The sequence below is a fragment of the Yersinia rohdei ATCC 43380 genome (assembly GCF_000173775.1).
In the GTDB taxonomy this organism is placed as follows: domain Bacteria; phylum Pseudomonadota; class Gammaproteobacteria; order Enterobacterales; family Enterobacteriaceae; genus Yersinia; species Yersinia rohdei.
In genome coordinates, this window is the sequence record NZ_ACCD01000005.1 from 137,498 (window position 1) to 163,449 (window position 25,952).

Genomic DNA, 25,952 nt, shown 5'->3' on the forward strand with positions numbered 1-25,952 from the left:
GGATGATGAGCACTGCTCTGGTTCAAAATGGCAAGTAAAATAGCTAAAAGGAAAAACTATGCGCACAACAGGAATCTGGGCCCTGGCCCTCACCACACTGATCAGCACTCAGTTATCCGCAGCAGAATTACCGGGCAAAGGTATTAGTGTCCAACCTCTGCAAAGTACCATTTCAGAAGAAACTTTCCAGACCTCGCTGGTGAATAAAGCACTGGAAAAACTCGGTTATGATGTCCAGCCAACCAAAGAAGTCGACTACAATGTCGCCTATGCATCCATTGCCGCAGGGGATGCCACCTATCTGGCGGTCAACTGGGAACCACTGCATAATGACCAATATGACTCCGCCGGCGGTGATGCTAAATTCTACCGTCAGGGCAACTTTATTGAGGGGCTGGCGCAGGGGTATTTGATAGACAAAAAAACCGCCGATAAATACCACATTACCAATATCGAGCAGCTAAAAGATCCGAAAATCGCCAAATTGTTTGATGCCAATAATGATGGCAAAGCCGATCTGACCGGCTGCAACCCCGGCTGGGGCTGTGAAGCACCAATAAATCACCAAATTCAAGCTTATGGCCTCAGTGATACCGTGACTCATAATCAGGGTAACTATGCCGCAATGATTGCCGATACCATCACGCGCTACAAAGAAGGCAAACCCATTCTGTATTACACCTGGACGCCATATTGGGTGAGTGATGTATTAGTGCCGGGCCGTGATGTGGTGTGGCTACAGGTGCCTTTCTCTTCCTTGCCCGATAAAACTATCGATACCCAGCTTTCCAATGGCGCGAACTATGGTTTCCCGCCCAGTGTGATGCATATTGTGGCGAACAAAAAATGGGCTGAAGCCAACCCTGCGGCCGCAAAGCTGTTCTCCATCATGAAATTATCCATTAATGATGTGAATGCTCAAAATATGCGGATGCATGCTGGCGAATCTTCGGATGCGGATATTGAACGTCATGTAAACGGCTGGATTCAAGCCCATCAGGCCACCTTTGATGGCTGGGTCAGCACCGCCGCACAAGCAGGTTCAGGCAAGTAAATAGACTCATAACCCTGCGGCTTCAAGTGCGCAGGGTATAGAAACAACGAAGCCCTGAGTTAGTGATAACTCAGGGCTTCTAAATGTTGGCGGTGCGGACGGGACTCGAACCCGCGACCCCCGGCGTGACAGGCCGGTATTCTAACCGACTGAACTACCGCACCACGCTGCTGTTCCGGTTAAGAACGAGTCGAATAGTACGTATGGAACACAATTTCGTCAACACTTTTTCCTGTAAAATAAGCTGTTTGCACAGTTTTTCAACTGAGTGTCGCTTTATTCTTCGTTTGCGCTCTCTTCGGTATCCAATGGCATCCGCCACAAACAACTGCCCCCTTTTTTCATCACTAAATCCAGACGTGACTCATGGGCTTTCAATTCATCTTCAGCAGCATAAATTATTTTCAAACCGGATGCCGGGCGAGTAATTCGCTGGATATCTTCTGAAGAGTTATTTTGCGATTGATCGCCTTCCATTGAAAACGAAAGGGAGGTCTGACCGCCGGTCATCGCCAAATAAACTTCTGCCAGAATTTCGGCATCGAGTAACGCGCCGTGCAGAGTTCGCTTAGTATTATCTATTAGATAGCGATCGCACAGGGCATCAAGGTTATTTCGCTTGCCGGGGAACAAGCGGCGCGCCAGTAATAAGCTATCGGTGATGGTACAGAAGGTTTCCGTTTTCGGAATATCCTGCTGCAACATGCGGAATTCATAATCCATAAAGCCGATATCAAACGCCGCGTTATGGATGACTAACTCAGCACCCCGAATAAATTCAAGAAATTCCGGGGTAATATCGGCAAAAGTGGGCTTATCCGCCAAAAACTCATCACTGATACCATGAACGCCGTAAGCTTCAGGATCAATTAGGCGATCTGGTTTCACATAAACATGAAAATTTCTACCGGTCAGGCGGCGGTTGATCACTTCAACCGCACCGATCTCAATAATCCGGTGGCCTTCATAATGAACGCCCAGCTTATTCATACCGGTAGTTTCAGTATCCAGAACAATCTGTCTGGTCGGTGTAACTTGCATATTGCCAGTGCTCATAGCGCTCGTTTATGTCAGACTTAACGTTTAAACAGATAGGAAGAGTCTACCAGAGATGACTAAACAGGTAGAAATTTTCACCGACGGATCTTGTCTTGGCAATCCGGGCCCCGGTGGTTATGGTGCAATTTTGCGTTATAAGCAGCATGAAAGAACATTCAGCGCTGGCTATTTTCTGACAACTAACAACCGCATGGAGCTAATGGCAGCCATTGTTTCGCTGGAAGCCTTAACCTCACCTTGTGTGGTGACACTCAGCACCGACAGCCAATATGTTCGCCAGGGTATCACCCAATGGATCCATAATTGGAAAAAACGCGGTTGGAAAACAGCAGACCGTAAACCGGTACGTAATGTCGATTTATGGCAGCGCCTGGATTTGGCTATCCAAACTCATACCGTGCAATGGGAATGGGTAAAAGGCCATGCTGGCCACCCGGAAAACGAACGCTGTGATGAACTTGCCCGCCAAGGCGCTAATTCACCCACATTAGAAGATACGGGCTACAACCCCGATTAACAGGCCAAGTCAGGGTTGGTCACGATAACTTTTCGTGGCACCGACTGCCCGGCTGAACCAAGGTTTACGTGCACCGGACTTCATCGGATTGAAGGTCAATGGAATGGTGCGCTTACGGGCAACAATCAAACTCACACAACCCAATGCAGGCAAATGGGTGCTGATAAAGTGCCCACCTTCTTTATGCCACGGCAAAACGTGAAAACGTGATAAATGCAACACTTCATAATTCAGTAAACTGAGCCAATCTAACAACCGCATCTGGGTAAACATTCGGCTGACGTATGGCTGCCGCTGGCGTAATAACGGCACCAACTTACCAGCGCCGAGCAGACTCAGCGGATTAAAATTGCTGATAACCAACCAGCCATCATCAATCAGCACGCGATCCACTTCACGTAAAATACGATGCGGATCAGCAGCATAGGCTAAAGTATGAGACAGCAAACAAGCATCCACTGATTTTTCGGCAAAAGGTAATTGATACGGGCTGGCAAGCACTTGCATATTCTTGCCCTGCTCCCCAACATTAACCTGATGGGAAATTGCACATTTATCACTGGCGATTTCAGCACTCAAATGGCCTATTTTCAATAAATGGAAACCAAAGAATTTCGGCCACCAAGGCTGCAATTGCTGCTCAATGGCTGAGCGATAATATTCTCCCCAAGGTAACTCAGCCCAAGATGCGGGCGCATCGATTTTTTGGCTTATTTGCGCTGGTTTCATGTTTTATTATCTTCTTTTTCTTTCAAATTATTGCCAAAAAGAGGTTTCAATGAATCTTATCAGTATTCCGGCATTTCAAGATAACTACATTTGGCTATTGGTCGATGCCCAAAAACGCTGTGTTATCGTGGATCCCGGCGAGTCCGCGCCAGTACTGGCCGCGCTGAACCAAGGTCAATACCTTCCTCAAGCCATATTATTAACTCATCACCATCACGACCACGTGGGTGGAGTGGCCGATTTACGCCAACATTACCCTGACATTCCCGTTTATGGGCCACAAGAAACAGCGAATAAAGGCGCGACAATTATCGTAAATGGGGGTGATAACCTGACAATTGGTGACCAAAACTACCGTATTTTTGCCGTCCCCGGGCACACTCTAGGGCATATTGCATACTACAGCGCACCTTATCTTTTCTGCGGTGACACGCTCTTTTCTGCCGGTTGCGGCAGGCTATTTGAAGGGACTCCGGCGCAAATGTACTCGTCAATTCAACAGCTCGCGCAGCTTCCTGACGAAACCTTAATTTGTAGCGCGCATGAATATACTCTCGCCAATCTTAAGTTTGCCCGGTTTATTCTGCCCTCAGACCAAGACATTGCCACATATCAACAGCAAATCATGCAATTACGGGCAAAAAACCTACCTAGCCTACCGGTAAAATTACATATTGAACGTAAAATTAATGTTTTTTTACGCTGTAATGACATTGATTTACAAAGAAAAATAGGCGTAATCTCTCCGCCAGACTCACTTGTATCAGTTTTTTCCGAATTACGCGCCCAGAAGGACCGCTTCTGAGCTTTTAGTTGTGTTTTTTATTGAAGCAAAGTATGATTGCTCGTCTTTTAAGCAACTACATTGACACACACATGAAGACCAAAGCGATATTTCTCGCCTCAGTCTTGCTTGTTGGGTGCCAGTCGTCCAAGGTGGGCGTACAGGCTCCTGTACAGCATGCACAGAGTTTGTCTTCGGCAGGTCAAGAAAGTGAAGCAGGAGAGTACACAAATAGTGCCCGAGAGGGTTCCGCGCGATGGCTGGATAGTGAAAGTAGCCTAGCGCAGCAAGATTTGTGGAACTTCATTAGCGACGAGCTGAAGATGAAGGTTCCGGAAAATTCCCGGATCCGTGAACAAAAGCAAAAATTTTTAAAAAATAAGAGCTATCTCCACGATGTAACATTACGGGCAGAGCCGTACATGTACCTGATAGTCGAGCAGATTAAAAAACGTAAGATGCCGATGGAATTGGTACTGCTACCCATAGTGGAGAGCGCTTTTGACCCACACGCGACATCATCCGCCAACGCCGCAGGGCTATGGCAGATAGTGCCAAGTACCGGTCGAAATTATGGCTTAAAACAAAACCAATGGTATGACGGCCGCAGAGATGTGGTGGCTTCTACCAAAGCAGCGCTTGATATCATGGAGCGCCTGAACAAAATGTTTGACGGTGACTGGTTATTAACAGTCGCTGCGTATAACAGTGGTGAAGGCAGAGTGATGCAGGCGGTGAAAGCGAATAAGGCAAAGGGTAAACCGACTAATTTTTGGGCATTGTCGCTTCCGCGTGAAACGTCAGTTTATGTTCCAAAAATGCTGGCCTTGGGTGATTTAATTAAGAACAGTAAAAAGTACGGTATAAACTTACCTGAAACCGACGAAGACCGTGCATTAGCGCGTGTTGATGTTGGTCAGCAGATACAGCTAACTCAGGCGGCTGAGATGGCGGGGATGTCACTTACCAAGTTGAAATCCTTTAATTCTGGGTATAAGCGCAATGTAACGGCACCAGCTGGACATGGTCCTCGTTATATTATGTTGCCGAAAGCCCATGCTGAGCAGCTTAAAGATTCATTGGCAGATACCGATATTGCTGCGGTTCAACCAACCAAGTTGGCACAGAACAGCACAAAGTCAGCATCGAGTTCGCAGTATAAAGTTCGCTCCGGCGATACCTTATCTACGATTGCCAAGCGGTTGAATATCAAGACCAGCGATTTGCAGAGTTGGAACAACTTACGTGCCTCGAGCACCTTAAAAGTTGGGCAAACCCTGCAACTGGCAAGCAATACAACCAACAACAGCATCACCTATAAAGTTCGTCAGGGTGATCTTTTGCCAGTATTGCCAAGCGTCACGGTGTAAACACCGACGATGTGATGCGATGGAATTCGGTAGTCAGCAAAGCTAATAAGTTACTACCAGGTTTGAAGTTGACGTTGTTTGTTAACAATAAATCAAACCCGGAAGCATAAAGTTAGCATCGCTATTAAGCTGTTAAAAAGCACCCTGCGGGGTGCTTTTTTTATGGCTGGAATTCGACCAGTAGAGGGTTGTGATCAGACGCTCGAGTCACTAAGACCGATGCATCTGCCAGTGTCAGTTCACGGTAAAACACAAAATCGAGAGGTCGACCAAATGCTCGGCTACGGTAATCTGACAGGAATTCAACTTCCGCCAACCCCGCCCCTTGGGCAAAACGCTGTAAAGCATTAACCCGCTGACGACTCCAGGCATTGAAATCCCCCGCCAGAATGACTGGGCCACGGTGCAAAGCAATTTGCTCACCAATAGGCTCGAGCTGTTTACTGTAAACATCAACGCCAAAACTGAAATTCACCGCATGGATATTTACGACCATCAATAAACGGCCATCATGGATAGGATAAACTGTAACCAATGCCGACTTAGACAAGCGCAGCAGTGGCTCCCGCTCACGTAGTGGGCAGCAGTAGACTGGGTGAGTGGCAGCTAATGTCATAACACCTGAAGGGTGCTGAGGCAGTGCAAAAGCCGGAACCTGATCCGCCGCTTGATAATGAGACGTAGCAAACCTCACCAGCTCGGGTGTGGTTTGTGCTTCTTGCAGCAACATCAGTTGAGCATCACGGCCAAAATCCTTGAGCACAGATAGCCATTCGGCCCGCTGTTGCTTAAAGATATTCCACACCATCACTCGCAGGAATTCTGAGGTAGGCAATGGTGCGCCAGGCGGTAACCCCTGCCCCAATTGCTTAGCGGAGCCTGGGAAAATCTGTTCAACCGGTTGACCTGCAACATACCGCATTGCATATGTTCGTTTCGGCACTTTGATGGCCTTCCCTTATCCGAGATCACTCTGGCGCGTGGCATAGCCGCAGCCAGTGGTTTTCTGATTATACGCCCAGATGTTCTGGTCAGTAATGTCTTTTACCCAGGTAATGATACTGATATTGAGATATCTAAGGATGCATTCAGCCTATATCTTTAATAATGCACTAATAAGGCGCCTATTAACAAAAAAACCCGCAATTTGCGGGCTGAAAAAGAAGATCTAAACTGGGTTTAGCGGGTAACAGCCTGATGCAGATACTGTTTATCCAACTTACCACTCAAGGTAACCAGCAATAATGCGCCTATCACTATCACCCCCCCAATCCAGGGTGTCTGCGCCAACCCAACTCGGGTAACCGCCTGACCACCAATTATTGACCCTAATGCAATTCCTACGTTAAATGCAGCAATATTCAATCCTGAAGCAACATCAACAGCATGTGGTGTGTACTCTTGCGCCTTTTGTACTACATAGACCTGCAACCCTGGCACATTACCAAAAGCAAAAATGCCCATCACCAACAGTGTAATCAGTGCTGCAACACTGTGATTAGCACTGAACTGGAACACAAATAACAGTGCGGCTAATGCAGTAAAGATAAAGCTCAACGCCGGCACGGCACCATATTTATCCGCCAGCTTGCCTCCCCAGATGTTGCCAATGGCAACTGACACCCCGTAGGCCAGTAAAATCCAGCTTACTGCGGCGGCCGAGAACCCTGCCAGCTCTTGCATTACTGGGGCCAAAAAAGTAAACATGGTGAAAAATCCGCCATATCCTAATGCTGTAATGGCATAAATCAGCAACAGCCGGGGATGAGTGAGTACTTGTAGCTGTTGTTTTATGCTGGCAGAAGCTTTCGTCGGAATATTATTTGGCACCAAAATAGTAGTTGCGATAACAGCGATAACACCAATAAGTGATACCGCCAAGAAGGTTTCTCGCCAACCAAAATGCTGCCCAATAAATGTGCCCAGCGGAACCCCCGTCACTAATGCTACAGTCAAACCGCCAAACATAATGGCGATAGCCGAAGCTGCTTTTTCTTTAGGTACCAAGCTGGTGGCAATAGTGGTGCCAATAGAGAAAAATACCCCATGAGCCAGGCCGGTTAATAAACGTGCAGCGACCAGGGTTCCATATCCGGGAGATTGCCATGCTAATAAATTCCCGAGAGTGAATAACATCATCAACCCAATCAATAACATTTTGCGTGGGATTCGCCCTGTTAATGCAGTTAACACCGGAGCACCAATGGCGACCCCTAAGGCATAAATTGAAACTAATAACCCCGCGGAAGGGACAGAAACACCCAATTGTTCAGCAATCGTCGGTATCAGCCCGACAATAACAAACTCCGTGGTACCAATAGCGAATGCACTGATGGTCAGTGCCAGTAAGGCAAGCGGCATTATTTACTCCAGAAACTCAGTTCAGTTAACAACAATTCAATTTGATAGCGGCAATTATGTACCTATGTTTAAATGACAAAAATGCTCAAAATATCAAAATATTTTTGCTGGAGTGGCAACAATGAAAGCAAATTCAGATGAACTAATTACCTTTGTTACTGTGGTGGAATGTGGCAGTTTCAGCCGGGCAGCAGAGCAGCTTGAACAAGCAAATTCAGTAGTAAGCCGGGCAGTAAAAAAGCTGGAAAGCAAGCTGGGCGTGACTTTGCTTAATCGCACCACCCGGCAAATAAGCTTAACTCAGGAAGGCGAACACTATTTTCGGCGGGTACAAAATATTTTGCGGGATATGGCGGCAGCAGAAAATGAACTGCTAGACAGCCAATTGAATCCCAAAGGATTACTGCGCATTGATGCTTCAACCCCGGTATTGCTGCATATTATTGCGCCGCTGATGGTTGAGTTTCGCCAGCGCTATCCACTGGTAGCCTTATCTTTGGTTTCATCTGAAACATTTATAAATCTTATTGAGCGGAAAGTTGATATTGCTATCAGAGTTGGCACTTTGCAGGATTCGACCTTGCGAGCCAGAAAACTCATGACCAGTTATCGCCATATTTTGGCCTCACCGGCCTATCTGAAACAGCATGGAACACCACAAACTGTGGCTGATTTACAGCATCATATCTGTTTAGGATTTAATGATTTACCGGTGCTAAATCGTTGGCCGCTGGCCGGGAGTGATGGGCAACTCTATGAAATAACATCAGATTTAACATCAAATAACGGAGAGACACAGCGCCGCTTATGCCTTGAGGGGAATGGAATTGCCTGTTTGTCTGATTTCATGATTCAGCAAGACCTACAACGCGGAGATTTAATCCCCCTACTGGAAGAGCACATCCTGCCCGTGGCCATGCCCATTAATGCGGTGTACTACAGTGATCAAGCGATAAGTAATCGGCTGCGCTGTTTTATTGATTTTATCAATGAACGTCTACTATCAACCGAGCCTATGAAATAAAAACCACCAGACGGCAGACCAACACGGGTGAGTTAAGCCGGCAAAGAGAAAACAGAGAGGGGAGTAAAGCGCTACAGCCAGAGCCTACAGGGCGGTATTTACGGCAATGTTAGGTTTTGTGGAGACAAACTAAACCCCCTCCTGCAAGGCGGTTTAATTTGTTATTTAGGATGCTATCAATCCCAGTTTGGTGCTAAACCATCCGGGCTGACAAGTCGCTGATTACGCTCTAAAGTGGCAATCAGCGCCATATCTTCCGGGCTTAAATGTAAGTCCTGAGCCAACAAGTTGCTGGCTAAATTCGCCACTTTGGTTGACGACGGAATCACACTGTAACCCAGTTGCATTGCCCAACTTAAAATCACTTGGGCGGCTGTTGCACCATGCTGCAACGCGATGGTTTTGATAATTGGCTCTTCCAGAGCTTTACCATAGGCCAGTGTCATATAAGAAGTAATGGCAATTCCCTGTTCCTGAGCAAACTCAACAACCTTGCGATTCTGCAGCAAAGGAGAAAGTTCGATTTGGTTGGTAGCAATAGCTTCTGCCCCCACTGCCGCGATGGCCTGTTTCATTAAATCAATGGTGAAGTTAGAAATACCTATTTGGCGGGTTAATCCCAGCTCTTTGGCTTTCATCAATTCAGCCATAAATTCAGCCACAGAAACTTCGTCATTGGGTGATGGCCAGTGAATTAAGGTTAAATCCACATAATCTGTTTGCAACTTCTGCAAACTGACTCGCAGGCTAGGGATTAATTCCCCTTGCGCTAAATTAGCAATCCAAATCTTGGTGGTGATAAATAGCTCATCACGTTTGATACCACTTTCTGCTATAGCTTGCCCAACAGCGGCTTCATTGTCATATATTTGGGCGGTATCAATGGCACGATAGCCCAGTTTTAAAGCCTGGCTAACTGAATCAATAACGACTTGATCTTGAAGGCGAAACGTTCCCAGACCGAATGCAGGTATGCTCATAGTAATTCCTCATATTGAACAGAGATGATTTTATTGTAATTAGACAATAAGTCATTGATGTTTAAAGATTGGCAATCTACTGAGAAGCCACTAACTTATGCTTCCCGGTAGAAATCTAAGGTGATTATGCCTAGAGTTTTATTGCCAAAAAACACCACATTCAACACAATACTTTTGATAAATACTCAACAATGAGGAAATCAAGCACCATCACGGCCAGCGACGGATCACCAATGATGTATTAATGCCACCAAAGGCGAAATTATTGGTTTGGAAGAATTCGGTATCAATGCAGCGCCCCTCCCCCATGAGATAATCCAGGTCACCACAGGCGGGGTCTGGGTCAGTCAGGTTAATGGTGGGGGCAAAACGCCCTGCTCGCATCATCTCCAAACTGATCCAAGCTTCAAGAGCACCGCAGGCCCCTAAGGTATGGCCAAAATAACTTTTCAACGAAGAAATTGGCGTCCGGTTACCAAAAACAGCGGCAGTAGCCTGACTTTCTGCAATATCGCCACGTTCAGTTGCCGTGCCGTGGGCACTGATATAGCCAATATCAGCGGCAGCCAGACCTGAGCTCAGTAATGCCTTTTCAATACAAATTTGCATCGTTTCTTTTTGTGGTTGAGTAATATGGCTGGCATCACAATTAGTATAGAAACCAATAATCTCACCATAGATAGTGGCTCCACGCGCTGTGGCATGTTCCAACTCTTCCAGAATAAGTGTCCCGGCACCTTCGCCGATCACCAAACCATCGCGCTGACTATCAAAGGGTTTAGGTGATAATTTCGGTGAATCATTTAGCTGACTGGTCGCAAATAAGGTATCAAACACCGCGGCCTCTGAAGGGCACAGCTCTTCCGCACCACCAGCAACCATAACAGTTTGATAACCATGACGAATAGCTTCATAAGCATAGCCGATGGCCTGACTACCTGAGGTACAAGCACTGGAGGTAGGGATAACCCGACCACGCAAACCAAAAAATAACCCGGTGTTCACCGCCGCCGTATGGGGCATCATTTGCACATAGGTGGTGCCAGTAATGTTATTGGTATGTTTTTCAGTCAACATGGTGGCAAATTCACTGACTGGCTTGGTGCTGCCGGTTGAGGAGCCGTAAGCAATTCCGGTTTCACCATTGGTCAGGACATTTTCACCGAGTAACCCAGCCTGCTCCAACGCCAACTCAGTTGCTCGGGTGGCCAATAATGATACCCGCCCCATCGAGCGAATGCGCTTGCGGGTGTAATGTGCCGGTATCACAAAATCGTTAATTGGTGCGCCTAAATGGGTATTCAGCCCCTGATACTCTTCCCACTGCGGCATATATTGCACCGCATTTTCGCCGGCATAGATACGTGCCGAAACATCAGCCCAGTTATTGCCAAAGGCGGTGACGCCGCTCATCCCGGTAATCACAACTCTTTTGGTGGCAACCATACCGCTGCTCATATCATTCCTCCATTGATTGAAATCACCTGACGAGTAACATACCCGGCAATATCTGACATCAAATAACTGGCTAACCCAGCCACCTCTTCGGCCTCTCCCATCCGTTTCAGTGGGATCATCCGCATCGCTTCATCCAGTGCAATCGGCTCCATATTTATCATGCCGGTATCAATCAGCCCTGGCGCAATACAATTGACAGTGATTTTTCGTTTCGCCAGCTCCAAGGCGAGCGCCTTACAGGCACCAATAACACCGGCTTTGGCTGCACTGTAATTAACCTGTCCACGGTTACCAACCACACCTGAAACTGAAGAAAGCACAATGATGCGCCCTCCTTTACGTAAGCCAATCATCGGCATCACGCAGGGGTGTAATACGTTATAGAAGCTGTCCAAATTGGTATGAATGACGCCATCCCAATCCTCGTCCGTCAGTGCCGGAAAGGCACCGTCACGAGTAATACCCGCATTGTTTACCACACCGTAATAACCACCATGTGCGGCGATATCCTGCTCCAGCGCGTCTTTACACTGCTGCCTTGCACTGATATCAAAATTGATAACGCGCCCTTCGCCCCCTGCGTCAGTTATCTGAGCCAGAGTTTCTGCACCACCTGCGGCATCTCGGTGATAATGCACCACAACTAAAAATCCATCTGCAGCCAGACGAAGTGCAATCGCCCGCCCAATCCCTTTGCTCGCCCCAGTAACTAAAACAGAACGCTTCATGCGCCATTCCCCAATGTAAGTTTTTTTATTTCTTCGCTATCTGGTTGATAGGTATTTAATCGGCCGCGAGCAACCTGCTTACCAGCGATGCTGATGCCGCACTCAAAACTGCCAATCTTTTCATCTTGTAGGATTAAATTGACACAAATGTGCAGCTCACTGCCCGCGGGGAATACCGGTAAGTCACAGCTAATGGCTCGCCCACCGAGCAACATCCCTATGGTCGGTGGTATTGCTTGCTCCAAACCATGCCAGCCACGCCATACCCCAATAGTCTGCGCCATTAATTCGACAGCAAACCAATTAGGGAGGCAGCCTTGAGCATCAAGGAAAGGCGCAAGAACGCCATCCTCACCCAAGGTGACTCTGCATTCAGCAAATGCCTCACCCACGTCATGGAGGGTATCCAGCATCACCATAGGTGATTGATGGGGTAAGTAATGTTGGGCGGAGTAATACGCCATCAGCTGGCTCCCAATATCAAACAGGCGTTATTGCCGCCAAAAGCGAATGAGTTAGACAAAATCACCGGTGTTGCTAGCTTTGCTGGCCCAGTCACCAAATTAATCTCGGCTAATGTCGTGTCTCGAGAACTATCTGTAAAATCTTGTACTGGCAAAGGTAAACCATGACTCAACATCAGCCAGCTTAATGCGGCTTCGGTGGCTCCGGCAGCCCCTAACGTATGGCCGGTAAGATGTTTGGTTGAACTACAGGGCACCTGATGGCCAAAGACTCGATTCACCACTTGTGCTTCTACCTGGTCATTTAATCGTGTCGCCGTGCCGTGCAAATTAATGTAGCCCACGTCCGCTGGCTGCAATTTAGCCTGTTTTAATGCCATTCTGATAGCTTGCTCTGCTCCGAGCCCTTCAGGATGGGGAGCCGACATATGCCAGGCATCGGAAGACTCACCGACACCGAGCAAAGCAACAGGTGCGGGTTCACGTGACAATAAAATTAGCGCGGCCGCCTCACCGACGTTGATCCCTTTGCGCGCAGCAGCAAATGGGGTGCAGCGCCCAGCCGACAAGGACTCAAGGCTATGAAAGCCATTGATCGGCATGCGGCACAGGCTATCTGCACCACCGACAATGGCTGCATCGACTATTCCTGACTCTATCAGGCGCTTACCGCTGATAATCGCCCGCACACTGGAAGAGCACGCGGTGGAAATGGTATAGCTCGGGCCAGTCAAACCTAAATAGCGGGAGAGAAAAATGCTCGGGTCACCTAACTCCTGCTGTTGATAATCATATCCGGGCGGAAATTGCCCCGCGTTTTCACCCGATCCCGGCTGAAATTCCCTGACCGCCCTTTCACCTTCAAAAATACCCGAGGTACTGGTGCCCATAATCACCGCCACGCGGGATGCGCCATAGCGAATGATGCAGGCAGAAACCTCGGCTTGAATCTGTAACAAGGCGGCCAGTAACAACCTGTTATTGCGACTGTTATGTTGTGAAAGCGGCACCGGTATTGGCGGTAACTCAGTATTTACTGCACCCAGCCAAATAGGTGAATCCTCCACCAGCCAGCCTTGCTGAAGTGCCATTCCCGGAGCTTGCCCAGAGGTGAGATTCTGACTCACCTCTGACAAAGTGCTGCCTAATGCATTAACCATCCCAACAGCAGAGAAATAAACCATAACAATCAGCCCTCTACATTCTGGATGCTAATAAAGTAGTGGAACACAAATTGTTCAATGGCCACCGGCTTACGCACGCTACCTGACATTTGGTAGCTAATCTCTGTCACTATTTGGCCTTTATCATCAAACAGTCTGCGTTTATCACCCTCATCCACCAGCCGCCAATTTGCAGGTAACAGTGGGCGCCATGATTCAATGTGCCAATAACTGAGCATAATATCGGCAAGAACTTGATTTGCTGGGGGTAGCCCTACAATTTTTATACTTTGTTCCAGCTGAATACCCCGTTTGTCATAGGAAACTTTAAACAAACGGATCCCCAGTGGTGACAACCCAACCAAGGTTAAACGCTGCCCATCCGCATGGAGTAATACCAATAATGACTGCTGCTTACCCTGCGCTGTTGCCGTCAATAATTGCTGTTGATTGATAGGCTCCGATATCATCGGTTGCGGTAAGTCCACCCTCACCCCGGGCTTAAGCCAGGCTTTAGGTTGGGTTTGATCCGGCGAGCTTACGCACCCAACAATCAACAGAATCAACATTAACAATACGCCACTGCGTTTATAATTCACGCCCGCTCTCCTTGGGGGTTGGCAGCGCCAAAGGCGCTAATAAAAAGGCGGTAAATACGCCACTGCTCAGTACAATGCCAAAGCTACTGATAGCTTGCGTGTGACTGAATACCAGCATGCCGAAAGTCAGCTGGGTGGTGAATACCGCCATAAAGATGGCAAACATCGAGGTAGCTGGTGTCCCGCGGGGGTTGGTAAAGAATAGGGTATAATTGATGCCAATCCCAAGAACCAATATCAATGCCAGTAACGAAAAGAGATTCAATGAATGACCGGTAAAAGAAAGTACCGCCAGCCCCATCCCCAATGAAAGGAAGGTCGGAGTAATACAGTACAAACCGCGACGAAGCCCCAAACGCCAACAATAGACAACCGCTATAGCAATGGCAGAAATGAGTAGCAGCCATGATAAATAAGCACGGTAAAGGGAAAACAGCTCATTAAATTCTGTTTTCCTGTCAACCCAAGAGACGCCGGGTACGGATGTTGCCAGCTGTTGCAAAGCGGTAGGATGACTAACGCCACTTACCGGCACCAACATTGCCGTTTGCCCGTCCGGCAATGAGAGCCACAGCAATCGCCAGCCTTCACTTACAACAGAACCAAGCCACTGCTCTGGCGTTACCCACACCTGCTGACTACCTTCTACCGGCATTTTTGGCAAGGAAACACTCACGCCTGCTTGTTGCAATTTTTGGATAATGCTCGGCGCAGTTTGCTCAAGCAACGCCAGATTTTGCTGCTGGCGCAATAGTGATGGCAGTGGCAGCACGCGGTAATTCTCAAGCCAGCCGGCCTGTTTAGCCTCTAACAGATGAGGAGAAAATTGCTCTAAGCGTTGCAATGCTTGCTCAGTATTATCGCCATAAACCACAAACCACTTTTGGTCACTGTGCTGCCCAGTCAGTGCTGCAATACGCTGTTCCTGCTGCTGGAACTCACGCGGCATCGCCTGTAATTCGCTGATATCGTCATTAACTTTTAAAGTAGCTATCCCGCTGATAATCAAAACAATAATGATTCCAGGCAAGCCAAATCGTAATGCCCGGTTGTTTTGCCAGAGAGCTAACCATAGATAAATCAACTTTAAACTGGGTACTGGGCGAACCGGTAATCGTTTTGCGAGTATGGGGTACCAGCACATCACAGTGATACAGGCGGCGGTTAAACCCGCGGCGGCAAATACTGCCAATTGCTGTAATCCAGGGAAAGGGGCAATAAGTAAGATTAAATAAGCAGTTACTGTGGTCAATAGTGCCATTGACAACGCAGGGAAGAGTTTTTTCAAACTCTCTAATGGCGTTATTTGCTTGCCATGTGCCATGCGGTCTGTCAGGTAATAAAGGGTGTAATCAGCTGAAATCCCTATAATGCTGGCGCTCAATACCAGAGTCATCACATGGACTTCACCAAAGACAAGTAACGTTGCGACTGCCCCCGCCAATGCCCCAATGGTGATTGATAGCAGACATAAGCCAAGTGGTAACAGGGATTTGAACATGATAAGGATCAGCAGAAACACGCCAACCACCGATATCACACCGATGGTCGAGATGTCACTTTCAGCTTGCTGACTGGCGTAATTACTGTAAAAAATCGTCCCGCGTTCCAGTACTTCAGTACCAGGCCAGCGCTCTTGAAGTTGTTGTTTTAATGCAGCTAATGACTCAACAGTGCTACGTGCACTGGCCATATCATAGGACGAAGCCCGTAATTCTCCGTGAATTAAATACCATTCGCGCCCGTGGCTCTCTTTCGCCACCAACCATCCCTTATTAAGGCTTAATGTCCCGCTGTTTTGCTGTTGCGCCAGTTGTGAACCACGAACCAGCAACAATGGGTCATGCTGCAACTCTTTACCACTTACGCCAGCAAATGCCGAGTACGCCTGCCCGAGTATCCATTGTGCTTGCGCGTCGCCGCCCTTACTCAGCCGCAGACGTGTTGCATCATCAAGTAGCACATTGCGGTGCTGAAAGAAAAAAGCCCCCCACTCTTGTAGCCGTTGGGCGGTCATTTCACCGCTGACCTGATGCAGTTCTGGCATTTTTTGCAACTGCTGTAACCACCAGTTCACTGGGGCTAATGTGTCTTGCGCAGGGCTAACCAGCCATACTAATTGGCGATCAAGGCGCTGGTTAAACCCTTCGGTCAGTTCAGCAGGAACACCCGCTAACTCCTGTTTTGGCAACAGCGCTAAAACACTGCTGTTAATCTGACTACGGGGGATCAGCCAGAGTAATGTTGCCAATAAGAGTAAACAGACCAGTAACCAGCCGATAGCCAGTTTTCGATGGCAATCAGTGCGCAAAAAGCTGCTGTTCGGCATGGCTCAGTATCTTAGGTTCAGTGAGTTGATTGAAAAAGCGGATGTGGGTTCCATCGCCCTGCATATCTTCTATATCAATAGTTTCGAGAAAGAACTGACCGTGTAACGTGATGGTTTTAAACAGTTTATCCAATGGCGTTGTTTTCGGCGTTAGCACTAACACCCACTTATCCTGACCAAGGTCAGTAAAGGCCAAGGTGAAATTTTGTTCCAGAACAGAGGTATCGGCATGAAACAGTGCCGTTAATAAGTGATTAAACTGGAACATTTGAGGATTGCTGTCAGCAGTAATTACCTGTGAGGGCTGGCCTGCCATGGTTTGCACCATACGCTTATCATCAAGTAATAGTGTCAGGGCAAAAGGTTGCTGCTGTGACCACCAAAGACCTTTCTCACGTGAAATCAATAAATTACCATTTGATTTCAATGGTTTATCCATACCACTTATGCTGCGCTGTTGTTCAAAATTAGCACGCAACACTGGCTGCTCACTGAATCGTTGCTGCAAAGATGACAGTGTTACCGCATAGGTATTGATGCTTAGGCAAAGCAATAGAATTGTCAGAATAGATTTCATAAAGTGATACCCATTTTTTCCAGCAGCACCGGTGGAGAAACAAAATTCATTTCTTTTGTCGATTCCTTCACTGCAACCTGAATGGTGTATCCCGTGGTCATCCGCTTGCCGCTATTAGCATCATAAATCTGGTAACCGATACGTAAGCGGTTTTCGTATTCTTCAATAGAAGCGCAAATATGAATCCGCTGTTCAAATTCAAGCGGGGCAATATATTTCACTCTTGTATCAACGATTGGCCATACATAGCCTGAAGCTTGCATCGCGCGATAGCCATAATCAATTTGGTTGAGTAATGCCTCACGGGCGATTTCAAAATAACGGAAATAATTGCCATGCCACACAACCCCCATAGGGTCGATATCATGGAAAGGAATATTGTGAACTATCCGGGTAGTAAAACGCGGGTCATCAGGTAAATTCATTTCACGGATTTCCTTGGTTTTTCGTCGCTTAAATGCCAAAAATCATAAAAATTAAACCAATCAAGCGGCGCTAATAAACTGTAATGTTCCAAACGAGCTGCGTAGCTATCCACTGCTTGTTGCAACGCTGCCTGGCGATTTGCTCGCGGTAATATCAGTGGATCGGCGAAAGGCTCGAAGTAAACATGCAATCGGGCAGAAGAAACTGAGTTAGTGCTGTTTGCAGGTGAGTTCGGCAGTTTTTCCCTGGCGAGTTTTAAACCAAACATCAAAAATACAGGACACCGCAAGGCCGAAGCCAAAGCAAATGGCCCGACAGGGAAAGGCGCTGGATGGCCTAAAAATGAGCTCCAGATAACTCTGGGTTGGTCATCTCGCTGATAGGGGCTGACAGAAGTTCTGTCACCGACAATAGCGACCCACTCACCTTGGTCTAGCTTTTGCCGTAACAATATGGCTGTATCAGGCCCAATAGACGTAACTTGAATCAAGTTAATAAGTGCATGTGGGTTAATTTCTTGCATCACTTGGTTAAAACGCGCCGCATGGTGAGTGAAAACTAAAGCATTAACTTTCACACCAACTGATAACTCAGCCAAAGCTCGGCAAGATTCAATATCCCCTAAATGGGAGGCCAAAATTAGCGCCCCCTGACGGCGGGCAATCTGTGCCTTACAGCACTCCCCATCAACCAAAATCACATCTTTATCAACGACTAAATCCCCTTGCCAACTGGCCAATTTATCAAGCATAGATTCACCAAAACGCATGAAATGGCGAAAACTATTTAAAGATGTGGGTAGTGGATGGTTTTGCTGTGCGGCAAAATCAGTAAGTCGTTGTAAATATTGAATTGATGCCCGACGTTGGCGATGGCCGGTAAGCCAAAAATAACCAATAACAGGGTATAGCATCAGATTAAAAGCAGTCCGCCCCAAAGCTTTGTAACTGCGCAGCATCAAACGCATGCCCCACAATCCACTGCGCTCTTTTGTTTTAGACCAGTGATGTTCAGGCTTTTGTAGATTGCGTTTAAGTAATGCGGGGATACGCGGCACCATGCCAAAAAATAAGCGCGTGTGCATCCAGGAAATGCGCAGGTTGTCATGCAATGCATCAAAATGCGAAACGCCATTTTCTGGATAAGTGACCTGTGTTGGCAGGAATCGGCTCTCTGTCCCCTGCCAATATAATCTCACCATAACCTCAGTATCAAAATCCATTCGCGCACCCAATGGATGTTGTGCAGCTAAAGCCAGGGTTTCAGCAATCGGATAAACACGAAAACCACACATGCTGTCTTTCAGCGACAAGGACAGTGTTTCGACCCACACCCAAAAGTGAGTGATATAGCGCCCATAAAGCCTTGCTTTTGGTACGGAGTCATCATAAACCGGCCGCCCGGAAATCAAACACTGAGGGTGCTTATCTGCCTCAGCCAGCATGAGGGGGATATCTGATAATTGATGCTGACCATCAGCATCAACTTGTAAACCATGGCTATATCCGTGCTGCTGCGCTATTGCCAATCCATTCAGAACTGCATTTCCCTTACCACGGTTATCGGCTTGCGTTACCAGCACTACCCAAGAATATTCCGCAGCCAAACGAGCCAACTCATTCGCGGTATCTGCATCACTGCCATCATCAATTATGAAGCAAGGAAGTTGATAAACAGCCAACTGAGCTAACACACCCGCCATAGTGTGGCCATGATTGAAACAGGGAATAACAATGCACGGCATGAAAGAGATTACTGACATAGCGATATCTTTCCACTGCTGGCGGTTATTTCGCCGTGGACAAGGTATTTAAACATCAGTTTATGCTTTGTCCGCTCCCAGTTAAGGACTAATGTCACTTTATCTTCAGGCATCAGGGGGCGCTGAAACTTTACGACGTCAATACTTTTCATCACTGGCAACGGGCCCAATAACTCATTGACGTAGTGCATAACCCAATTGAGTTGTGCAACACCTGGCAGTATCGGGCAAACAGGGAAGTGCCCACTAAACCACAACAAATCAGCAGGTAATAAGAGATCAATCGTCGCTAAGTGATCACCTGTTATTTGCTGACTGATGACAACGGGGAACATCATAAAAATAACTCCTGTAACCGGGCATAATCACGCTTTCCTTGTGGGTTCACTGGTATAACATCAATGACACGCACACGGCGAGGAAGAGAAGCCGGTTCAAGCCAATTACGCAAAGCACTTCGCAATTTTTGATTGAAAGAACTCATGGTTTCTGTGCAGAGTTGTTCTTTGCCCGCATCCGTCAACACCACGACAGCGGCAATGTTTACTCTCTCATTTTGAGTTAAGAGTAATACTGTTGCATCGGCAATATCAGGAAGCAAAAGCAGGCGCTGCTCTATCTCAGTCAGCGAAACACGTTTTTCTTCTATTTTAACAATTCGATCTTGGCGCCCTAACAGATGGAAACCCTGCCCATCATCAGATAGCTCAATAATATCACTCATAGGCATACCGGTTGATTCAGGTATTAGGGCCGAATAGACAGTGAAAGTATTGTCGCTATTGATATCCAGAGTTATTCCTGAAAAAAACTGCCATGGTTGCTGTGGTTCAAACTGCTGACGATGAGCAATAAGGCCGGTTTCGGTTGCACCATAAATCTCTGTTGGCAAAATGCCCAAAACAGCCAAAGTAGATTGTGCATCGTGAAAACTGAGCGGGCCGCCAGCCGAGAAGATTTGTTGACACTGTATGGGCGGCAATTTCACATCCAGGCGTTTTAGAAATGCAGGGCTACTGATAAATATAGGCGAGCAGCATTCGGGTAAAAATTGAAGTTGCTCATGGTAGCCAATCAGTTCAGCCTGAAAGGGGATACCCAGTGACAGTGGTAAAAAGATACGAAAAGTTAGCCCATATAAATGTTGGTGGGATACCGATGCAACAATCAGTGGGTTATTCGCTCTATCAATATACCGCCCCCATTGCATAGCCAGCCAATGGCTTTCAATATCCAGACCCTCGATAGATTTAACCACTGCTTTAGGCGCACCAGTAGAACCGGACGTGAACAGAATTAATGAAGCATCAGAAGGCCAGTTAGGCAGTGGACTATAAATAGCCTCGGGGGATACATGTCCTGTAACCATAATGCGCGGACATTCAAGATTCAGTTGTTGATCAGTCAGCATGCCATCAAATTCATGAAGTTGCTCTTTGAGAACAGCTTCACGAGCATGACCAAAAATAACCGGTGTTTTCTTGCAATACAGCGTGGCCAGTAACGCGACAGTAAACCAATAGCTATTTTCAAAACATAACGCCCAGCGCATATTGGGCAAAAGAGTCATTTTATGAGATAGATAGGCAACATCACACCTGAGCTGATTCAAAGTGATAGACTTAGTACCGCACATCGCGATAACCAAAGCATCATCGCGAGAATGATCCAGCCAATTAGCCATTGCCAGGTTCACTGTTGTTGAACCCTCTTCCTGATAATCCATTCCAGCCCCATCAAAGAACCAATAAGTAAATAGCTTAACCCGCCGTTATATAAGGCCCATAAATGCATATCACCGTACAGACAGGTTGCCAGCGCAAGGGTGCCATTGATGACAAAAAAAACGCACCAAACCAGTGTTACCTTTCGGGTGTATGCCACAGCCAAGGGAGATAATTCAGGTTCAGTCAGTCTTGCTAATCTTTCAATGATGGAAGGGGGGCGAAAGAGAGAATAAGAAAACAAAGTCAGTAAAAGGATGTTTACCACAACGGGATAAAACAACAACCACTGCGTCTTCCCTAACCCCCAACTGGCTAAAGACAGAATTATGCCCGTCAGTGCCAGTGCTTTACCCAGCCAAAGTTGTTGTTTGATTTTGCTGCGCACCACAAAAAGCCGCACTGTAAACATTAATAGCAGTATTGGGGCTAATACCTGCATTCCCCAACGCGTCAAACCAAACCATACCGCCAATGGATATGCTGTAATTGCGACAATGGTGAGGACTTTGAGTAAAGCAGTCAGGCGACCAATGAATAAATTACTCTGATTAACTGTCACCTGATGCCACCGTTTACGACTTGGCGTTTAGCAAATTATCGACAGCATCGACAATATCTTGAACCGTTCGCACAGACTTGAACATTTCCGGCATTATCTTTTTGCCGGTCGCCTTCTGCAAATGTACGACCAGATCGACTGCATCAATGCTGTCTAATTCTAATTCTTCATATAACCGAGATTCTGGTTTGATATCAGCGGCATCAAGCTCAAAAAGCTTAACGAGAAGATCTGTAATCTGCTGATAAATTTCTTGTTTTTCCATTATTGCAATATCCTGTTAGTTACGCTGCTCAGAAATAAATTTCGCGAGCGTTTCCACCGAATAGAAGTTCTGGCGCATATCTTCACTCTCAGCAGAGAGTACGATGCTATATCGGTTTTTTAGTGCTAATCCAAGTTCCAGTGCGTCTATTGAATCCAAACCTAAACCATCACCAAATAATGCGGCCTGAGAATCAATATCCTCCACCGACATATCCTCCAGGTTTAAGGCATCAATAATTAGCTGTTTAATCTCACTACTTAGTAATTCCATTAACTATTTCTCTTAGATTCGGGCATTAATTCACAGGTTAAATGCTTAGTAAGTCGTCTTGCAGCCAGTGCTAAAGATAAATCACTATCCTGAATAAAGTCATGACAGTTGATTTTATTTTGAACAATAATTCTAAATTGAGGTTTTACCAACGGAATATTATACCATTTCAGTTCTTTCGTCAGCATTGGTGGATTACAGTCAATATAGACAACTCGAATATCACACCCACTATGTAATGCAATGTTCGCAGCTCCTCGTTGCAAGCTTAGGGTATTGCCCGCAGTTGTTCTGGTTCCTTCAGGGAATATAAGAATGCTCCCCCCACGATCTAAACGGGCTTTACAATGCGCCAGCAGTTTATCAGACTCACTATTAACCAAGTAACCTGCAGACTTAATGACGCCTGAAACAAATATATTATTTAACAAGGCTTCTTTGACAATACAATCGCACCTTGGCATATGTGCAGCCAGCAACACGTAGTCTAATAAACTTGGATGGTTAGCAACAATCAGACATCCTGAGTCTTCAGAGAACAACTCATTATTTTCTATTTTATAATCAAATACACCGAGAAATCTGGCTATACGTAGAAAAAATTGAAAACTATAACGAATACTCTTTTGAGTAATTTGGTTACGTACATTTTCAGAGCGAATAATTATGCGAAGAGAGGAAAACCATAAAATAGATAATATCAGCCCCCCTAAACCAAAAAGCACAAAGCAAAAACCAGTTGCAATAACTCGCCACGATCGATTTAGCAAAGAAGAATGTTGGGCTGCAGTTTTTCCCGTAAGGAAGCTATCCATCATTGACTCCATTGCCAATTATTATGCTGACCTTGTATAACGAAAGAGCTTTTTTTATTCAGCCAGTTACGTAGAAAACTAAGTCCCTGAGGTAATCCAGATTCATTGGAATCAATCGTAGGAATGTATTCACACTGTAAACCATCACCAGTACCTAACAATAATGCCAAAGCATAAGGCAAACCTATTGGAGAAGTCTGAGAATGGTAAAAATCAGGCAAAACCCCATCAAAATCGACCAATAGAACACGCTCAGCACCGCTGGCGAGCATTCCCATAGCCTCGATAATACCTTGTTGGAAACTATCTATTCCCGCAGCAAGGGATGTCACTGGCATGGTATCACTTGCTGTGATAGTTAACCATCCAGAGGCAGTATTATGTACTGACATGGCAAAATCCGTTGGAGAAATATTCTGCTGCTGCTTAAGACACTGTAATACTTTATAAGTACGTTCTAGTTCTCCATGACGGCTGGTAAATATCGCCATATCAACAGGTGCGCTGTCTAACAACGATAGGCCTGCTTCAACGGCCAGCCGGCTACCGGTACTCATTCTTCTCGCAGACATCATTGGTATATGCGATAACTTGGGTAAAGCCCCTTGCCATTGAGTACTGAGTTCAGAATCTCGTGCCCAAGAAATCCAATGCTCATGACAGCCCATGCCAGGAGCTAAAGCACACCAGTTCAATATATTCAACGAATGAGCCATGATATCAGGACTTCCTAAGCATTAAAGCGGGATAATCTATTCTATTTTTAGGTAAAAAGCATTTAAAAACCATCTTAATTATATTTTAAATTAACCATAATAATTCTCCCTAGGAAAATCAGAATAAAAAAATAAAAACATCCTACATATCGGCATGATCATGAAATTCTTTAGAGAAATTTTATCTTTTTAATTTTAGCTGTAAAATAAATAGCCAATAATTTATTTAATAAAAAATTAACATATATTTAAAGTAAAAAAACATAAGAATATTTGTGTATTTTAATGAGTAAGAGTATTTTATCATTTCCGTATAGTATTTCTGCGTTATTCATTCATGAATAACATGAAAAACATTAATTAATTGGACTATCATGAAACTATTAAGAATGCTTCTAGTTGGGGCTGTATCCATTGCATTTATTACTGGCTGTGCTGGTACAACACCCATCCAAAACGTTAGTCAAACCGTGGTGGGTAGCCATACGGCTTCCGAAGTACAAAAAGCGATTCTGGCTGGTGGGATAAATCGTGGTTGGATAATGGTGCCAGCATCTGAAGGTGTGATTAATGGGAAACTAATAAATCGAGGCCACTCGGTTGAAATTAAAATAAATTACAATGCTAATAATTATCAAATTAGCTATGTTGGCAGTACTAATATGGATGCAAAAAACGGGAAAATACATTCAAAGTATAACCGTTGGATTGCTAACTTAAACAAAGACATCCAAATCCAGCTGAATAAATCATAAGTATATAATTTTTTCATCACCAATAACTATAGTAAGTACCTGCTCACCATTCAAAATTAGATAATGCTGAATGGTGAGCTGTTACCTGAATTATGAGGATGTAAGTTTGCGCTACGGATATGATAAAGACCAAATTAGTGCTTTGGCGGCAATCACTGAGGCCCAGAAAATAGCCTTTGCCCCAATGCTATTTCAAGCCGCACTTAATCTTAGAGAGTCAGGGATCCTCGCCGCATTGGATGAGTCAGGTAAAAATGGTATTACACTGAATGATCTTGAAACCCATTGTTCACTCAGCAAATATGCGATCAGCATCCTGCTAGATATGGGCCTTAGCGGTAACATCCTCTACCAAAAAGAAACGCGATTTTATTTAGGAAAGGTTGGCCACTATTTATTGCATGATCAAATGACCCGCGTAAATATGGACTTCACTCAAGATGTTTGTTATCAAGGCTTATTCAATTTAAAAGAAGCATTAGAAACGGGAAAGCCTGCCGGGCTATCTGTTTTTGGTGAATGGCCGACTATTTACCCCGCACTGAGCGAACTACCTACAGCAGCCCGTGACAGTTGGTTTGCCTTTGATCATTTCTATTCCGATAATGCCTTTCAAATTGCTCTAAAAGAAATTTTCTCTCTTGAGCCAAAGCATATATATGATGTCGGTGCTAATACCGGTAAGTGGGCACTACAATGTGCAGCCTATGACCCCGATGTAAAAATAACATTACTGGATTTACCGCAGCAGATAACCTTAGCTAAAGAAAATGTTAAAAACAAAGGTTATAGTGACCGTATCGGTACGTATCCTGTCGATTTATTATTAGCTGATAAGTTACCAGGAGATGCAGACGTTTGGTGGATGAGCCAATTTTTGGACTGTTTTAGTGAAGAAAGAATTGTGCATATCCTTAAACTTATTCATCGTGCGATGAAACCCGATAGCTACGTATGTATTATGGAGATATTTTGGGATCGGCAACAATTCGAAGCTGGTGCATTTAGTCTTAATGCGTCATCTCTTTATTTCACATGTATGGCTAATGGCAATAGTCGTTTTTACCATTCAGATACTTTTTACCAGTGCTTATCTGCCGCCGGGTTCCATATTGAGAAAGATATTGATGGATTAGGAATTGGGCATACATTATTAATCTGCCGTAAATTATCTGCATAACCTTTAAGCCCTCTGTCAGAGGGCCTACCATCTCTATAACCAGTTTATTTTACTCTTCCCGTCACAGATACCTTCTAAGCCCTTATCCAAATAACTCTATCAATTAAGAATTGAACCTGCTGAACAAAACTAACAGTATTGCAGAGAGTATTTTAAGCTGTAAATATTACAGCCAGAGGGAGTCGATGATTTTTTATGGTGTGATATATCTGGCAGAGAGGAAATATATAAAAATTATAATGCAAAAAACCCCTGAATCATTGATTCAGGGGTTTTGC

Annotated in this window: 27 protein-coding genes, 1 tRNA gene and 1 pseudogene; 7 read left to right on the plus strand and 22 right to left on the minus strand. The window is 45.7% G+C overall.

The features are described 5' to 3' along the window. Positions 1-58 precede the first annotated feature (58 nt). Complete coding sequence (gene proX, locus YROHD0001_RS11805; protein ID WP_004714062.1) at positions 59-1,054, plus strand: glycine betaine/L-proline ABC transporter substrate-binding protein ProX; 996 nt, start codon at positions 59-61, stop codon at positions 1,052-1,054. An 87-nt stretch (positions 1,055-1,141) separates the two neighbouring features. On the opposite strand, the gene YROHD0001_RS0117575 is transcribed toward proX, so the two are convergent. Together YROHD0001_RS0117575 and dnaQ are read right to left on the minus strand one after the other, a co-directional pair. Next, positions 1,142-1,218 (minus strand) — tRNA-Asp (locus YROHD0001_RS0117575). Between the two features lie 112 nt (positions 1,219-1,330). Beyond that, a complete protein-coding gene (gene dnaQ, locus YROHD0001_RS11800; protein ID WP_032816461.1) occupies positions 1,331-2,095 on the minus strand; it encodes a DNA polymerase III subunit epsilon in 765 nt (254 codons plus the stop codon). A gap of 70 nt (positions 2,096-2,165) precedes the next feature. On the opposite strand from dnaQ, the gene rnhA reads away from it, so the two are divergent. Then, on the plus strand, positions 2,166-2,630 hold the full coding sequence (gene rnhA, locus YROHD0001_RS11795; protein WP_004714064.1) for a ribonuclease HI: 465 nt from the start codon (positions 2,166-2,168) through the stop codon (positions 2,628-2,630). Positions 2,631-2,639: 9 nt separating this feature from the next. Here the strand turns inward: rnhA and YROHD0001_RS11790 are convergent, their stop codons facing one another. After that, complete coding sequence (locus tag YROHD0001_RS11790) at positions 2,640-3,359, minus strand: class I SAM-dependent methyltransferase (protein WP_004714066.1); 720 nt, start codon at positions 3,357-3,359, stop codon at positions 2,640-2,642. 49 nt (positions 3,360-3,408) lie between these two features. Here YROHD0001_RS11790 and gloB point away from each other — a divergent pair, with 49 nt between their 5' ends. Together gloB and mltD are read left to right on the plus strand one after the other, a co-directional pair. Beyond that, on the plus strand, positions 3,409-4,164 hold the full coding sequence (gene gloB, locus YROHD0001_RS11785) for a hydroxyacylglutathione hydrolase (protein ID WP_032816463.1): 756 nt from the start codon (positions 3,409-3,411) through the stop codon (positions 4,162-4,164). Between the two features lie 71 nt (positions 4,165-4,235). Beyond that, positions 4,236-5,623, plus strand: a pseudogene (gene mltD, locus YROHD0001_RS19280) (murein transglycosylase D). A gap of 50 nt (positions 5,624-5,673) precedes the next feature. Here mltD and YROHD0001_RS11780 read toward each other — a convergent pair. Both YROHD0001_RS11780 and YROHD0001_RS11775 read right to left on the minus strand, forming a co-directional pair. Then, positions 5,674-6,456 (minus strand): endonuclease/exonuclease/phosphatase family protein, encoded by a 783-nt coding sequence (locus YROHD0001_RS11780; protein ID WP_071817868.1) that lies wholly within the window; start codon positions 6,454-6,456, stop codon positions 5,674-5,676. Positions 6,457-6,692: 236 nt separating this feature from the next. After that, positions 6,693-7,874 (minus strand): MFS transporter, encoded by a 1,182-nt coding sequence (locus YROHD0001_RS11775; RefSeq protein WP_004714069.1) that lies wholly within the window; start codon positions 7,872-7,874, stop codon positions 6,693-6,695. A gap of 121 nt (positions 7,875-7,995) precedes the next feature. Between YROHD0001_RS11775 and yafC the strand changes: the two genes are divergently transcribed. Then, positions 7,996-8,898 carry a DNA-binding transcriptional regulator YafC gene (gene yafC / locus YROHD0001_RS11770; RefSeq protein WP_004714070.1) on the plus strand — a complete coding sequence of 301 codons (903 nt, stop codon included), beginning with the start codon at positions 7,996-7,998 and terminating at the stop codon, positions 8,896-8,898. A gap of 176 nt (positions 8,899-9,074) precedes the next feature. Here yafC and dkgB read toward each other — a convergent pair whose 3' ends face one another. The 17 genes from dkgB to YROHD0001_RS0117600 all read right to left on the minus strand — a co-directional run bounded on the left by dkgB (position 9,075) and on the right by YROHD0001_RS0117600 (position 23,739). Further along, on the minus strand, positions 9,075-9,878 hold the full coding sequence (gene dkgB, locus YROHD0001_RS11765) for a 2,5-didehydrogluconate reductase DkgB (protein ID WP_004714071.1): 804 nt from the start codon (positions 9,876-9,878) through the stop codon (positions 9,075-9,077). A gap of 210 nt (positions 9,879-10,088) precedes the next feature. Next, positions 10,089-11,324 (minus strand): beta-ketoacyl-ACP synthase, encoded by a 1,236-nt coding sequence (locus YROHD0001_RS11760; protein WP_004714072.1) that lies wholly within the window; start codon positions 11,322-11,324, stop codon positions 10,089-10,091. An 8-nt stretch (positions 11,325-11,332) separates the two neighbouring features. Next, positions 11,333-12,064 (minus strand): 3-ketoacyl-ACP reductase FabG2, encoded by a 732-nt coding sequence (locus YROHD0001_RS11755; RefSeq protein WP_032816466.1) that lies wholly within the window; start codon positions 12,062-12,064, stop codon positions 11,333-11,335. Then, complete coding sequence (locus YROHD0001_RS0117585; RefSeq protein WP_032816467.1) at positions 12,061-12,528, minus strand: hotdog family protein; 468 nt, start codon at positions 12,526-12,528, stop codon at positions 12,061-12,063. The genes YROHD0001_RS11755 and YROHD0001_RS0117585 overlap by 4 nt, the downstream gene beginning before the upstream one ends. Further along, a complete protein-coding gene (locus tag YROHD0001_RS11750) occupies positions 12,528-13,712 on the minus strand; it encodes a beta-ketoacyl-[acyl-carrier-protein] synthase family protein (RefSeq protein ID WP_004714074.1) in 1,185 nt (394 codons plus the stop codon). The genes YROHD0001_RS0117585 and YROHD0001_RS11750 overlap by 1 nt, the downstream gene beginning before the upstream one ends. A 5-nt stretch (positions 13,713-13,717) precedes the next feature. Continuing rightward, positions 13,718-14,260, minus strand: coding sequence for a DUF3261 domain-containing protein (locus YROHD0001_RS11745; protein WP_004714075.1), 543 nt, complete (start codon positions 14,258-14,260; stop codon positions 13,718-13,720). 19 nt (positions 14,261-14,279) lie between these two features. Continuing rightward, the gene (locus tag YROHD0001_RS11740) at positions 14,280-16,619 is read right to left on the minus strand and encodes an MMPL family transporter (protein WP_032816469.1); all 2,340 of its coding nucleotides are present in this window, start codon (positions 16,617-16,619) and stop codon (positions 14,280-14,282) included. Continuing rightward, positions 16,591-17,196, minus strand: a complete 606-nt coding sequence (locus YROHD0001_RS11735) for a LolA family protein (protein WP_032816471.1) — start codon at positions 17,194-17,196, stop codon at positions 16,591-16,593. The genes YROHD0001_RS11740 and YROHD0001_RS11735 overlap by 29 nt, the downstream gene beginning before the upstream one ends. Continuing rightward, the gene (locus YROHD0001_RS11730; RefSeq protein WP_032816473.1) at positions 17,193-17,621 is read right to left on the minus strand and encodes an acyl-CoA thioesterase; all 429 of its coding nucleotides are present in this window, start codon (positions 17,619-17,621) and stop codon (positions 17,193-17,195) included. The genes YROHD0001_RS11735 and YROHD0001_RS11730 overlap by 4 nt, the downstream gene beginning before the upstream one ends. Beyond that, complete coding sequence (locus YROHD0001_RS11725) at positions 17,618-19,384, minus strand: glycosyltransferase family 2 protein (protein ID WP_032816474.1); 1,767 nt, start codon at positions 19,382-19,384, stop codon at positions 17,618-17,620. The genes YROHD0001_RS11730 and YROHD0001_RS11725 overlap by 4 nt, the downstream gene beginning before the upstream one ends. Then, positions 19,375-19,722, minus strand: a complete 348-nt coding sequence (locus YROHD0001_RS0117590; RefSeq protein WP_032816476.1) for an ApeI family dehydratase — start codon at positions 19,720-19,722, stop codon at positions 19,375-19,377. Before YROHD0001_RS0117590 ends, YROHD0001_RS11725 begins: the two co-directional genes overlap by 10 nt. Next, a complete protein-coding gene (locus YROHD0001_RS11720) occupies positions 19,719-21,068 on the minus strand; it encodes an AMP-binding protein (protein ID WP_004714080.1) in 1,350 nt (449 codons plus the stop codon). The genes YROHD0001_RS0117590 and YROHD0001_RS11720 overlap by 4 nt, the downstream gene beginning before the upstream one ends. 8 nt (positions 21,069-21,076) lie before the next feature. Then, positions 21,077-21,670 carry a COG4648 family protein gene (locus tag YROHD0001_RS11715; RefSeq protein WP_004714081.1) on the minus strand — a complete coding sequence of 198 codons (594 nt, stop codon included), beginning with the start codon at positions 21,668-21,670 and terminating at the stop codon, positions 21,077-21,079. Positions 21,671-21,683: 13 nt separating this feature from the next. Next, on the minus strand, positions 21,684-21,935 hold the full coding sequence (locus tag YROHD0001_RS11710) for an acyl carrier protein (RefSeq protein ID WP_004714082.1): 252 nt from the start codon (positions 21,933-21,935) through the stop codon (positions 21,684-21,686). 15 nt (positions 21,936-21,950) lie between these two features. Further along, positions 21,951-22,208 carry a phosphopantetheine-binding protein gene (locus YROHD0001_RS0117595; RefSeq protein ID WP_032816480.1) on the minus strand — a complete coding sequence of 86 codons (258 nt, stop codon included), beginning with the start codon at positions 22,206-22,208 and terminating at the stop codon, positions 21,951-21,953. Next, the gene (locus tag YROHD0001_RS11705; protein WP_004714083.1) at positions 22,208-23,023 is read right to left on the minus strand and encodes a lysophospholipid acyltransferase family protein; all 816 of its coding nucleotides are present in this window, start codon (positions 23,021-23,023) and stop codon (positions 22,208-22,210) included. Before YROHD0001_RS11705 ends, YROHD0001_RS0117595 begins: the two co-directional genes overlap by 1 nt. Further along, the gene (locus YROHD0001_RS0117600; RefSeq protein WP_032816482.1) at positions 23,023-23,739 is read right to left on the minus strand and encodes a beta-ketoacyl synthase chain length factor; all 717 of its coding nucleotides are present in this window, start codon (positions 23,737-23,739) and stop codon (positions 23,023-23,025) included. The genes YROHD0001_RS11705 and YROHD0001_RS0117600 overlap by 1 nt, the downstream gene beginning before the upstream one ends. Positions 23,740-24,113: 374 nt before the next feature. Here YROHD0001_RS0117600 and YROHD0001_RS0117605 point away from each other — a divergent pair, with 374 nt between their 5' ends. Both YROHD0001_RS0117605 and YROHD0001_RS11700 read left to right on the plus strand, forming a co-directional pair. Then, positions 24,114-24,494 (plus strand): hypothetical protein, encoded by a 381-nt coding sequence (locus YROHD0001_RS0117605; RefSeq protein WP_032816484.1) that lies wholly within the window; start codon positions 24,114-24,116, stop codon positions 24,492-24,494. A gap of 106 nt (positions 24,495-24,600) precedes the next feature. Further along, on the plus strand, positions 24,601-25,674 hold the full coding sequence (locus tag YROHD0001_RS11700) for a methyltransferase (RefSeq protein ID WP_004714085.1): 1,074 nt from the start codon (positions 24,601-24,603) through the stop codon (positions 25,672-25,674). The last annotated feature ends 278 nt before the right edge of the window (positions 25,675-25,952 follow it).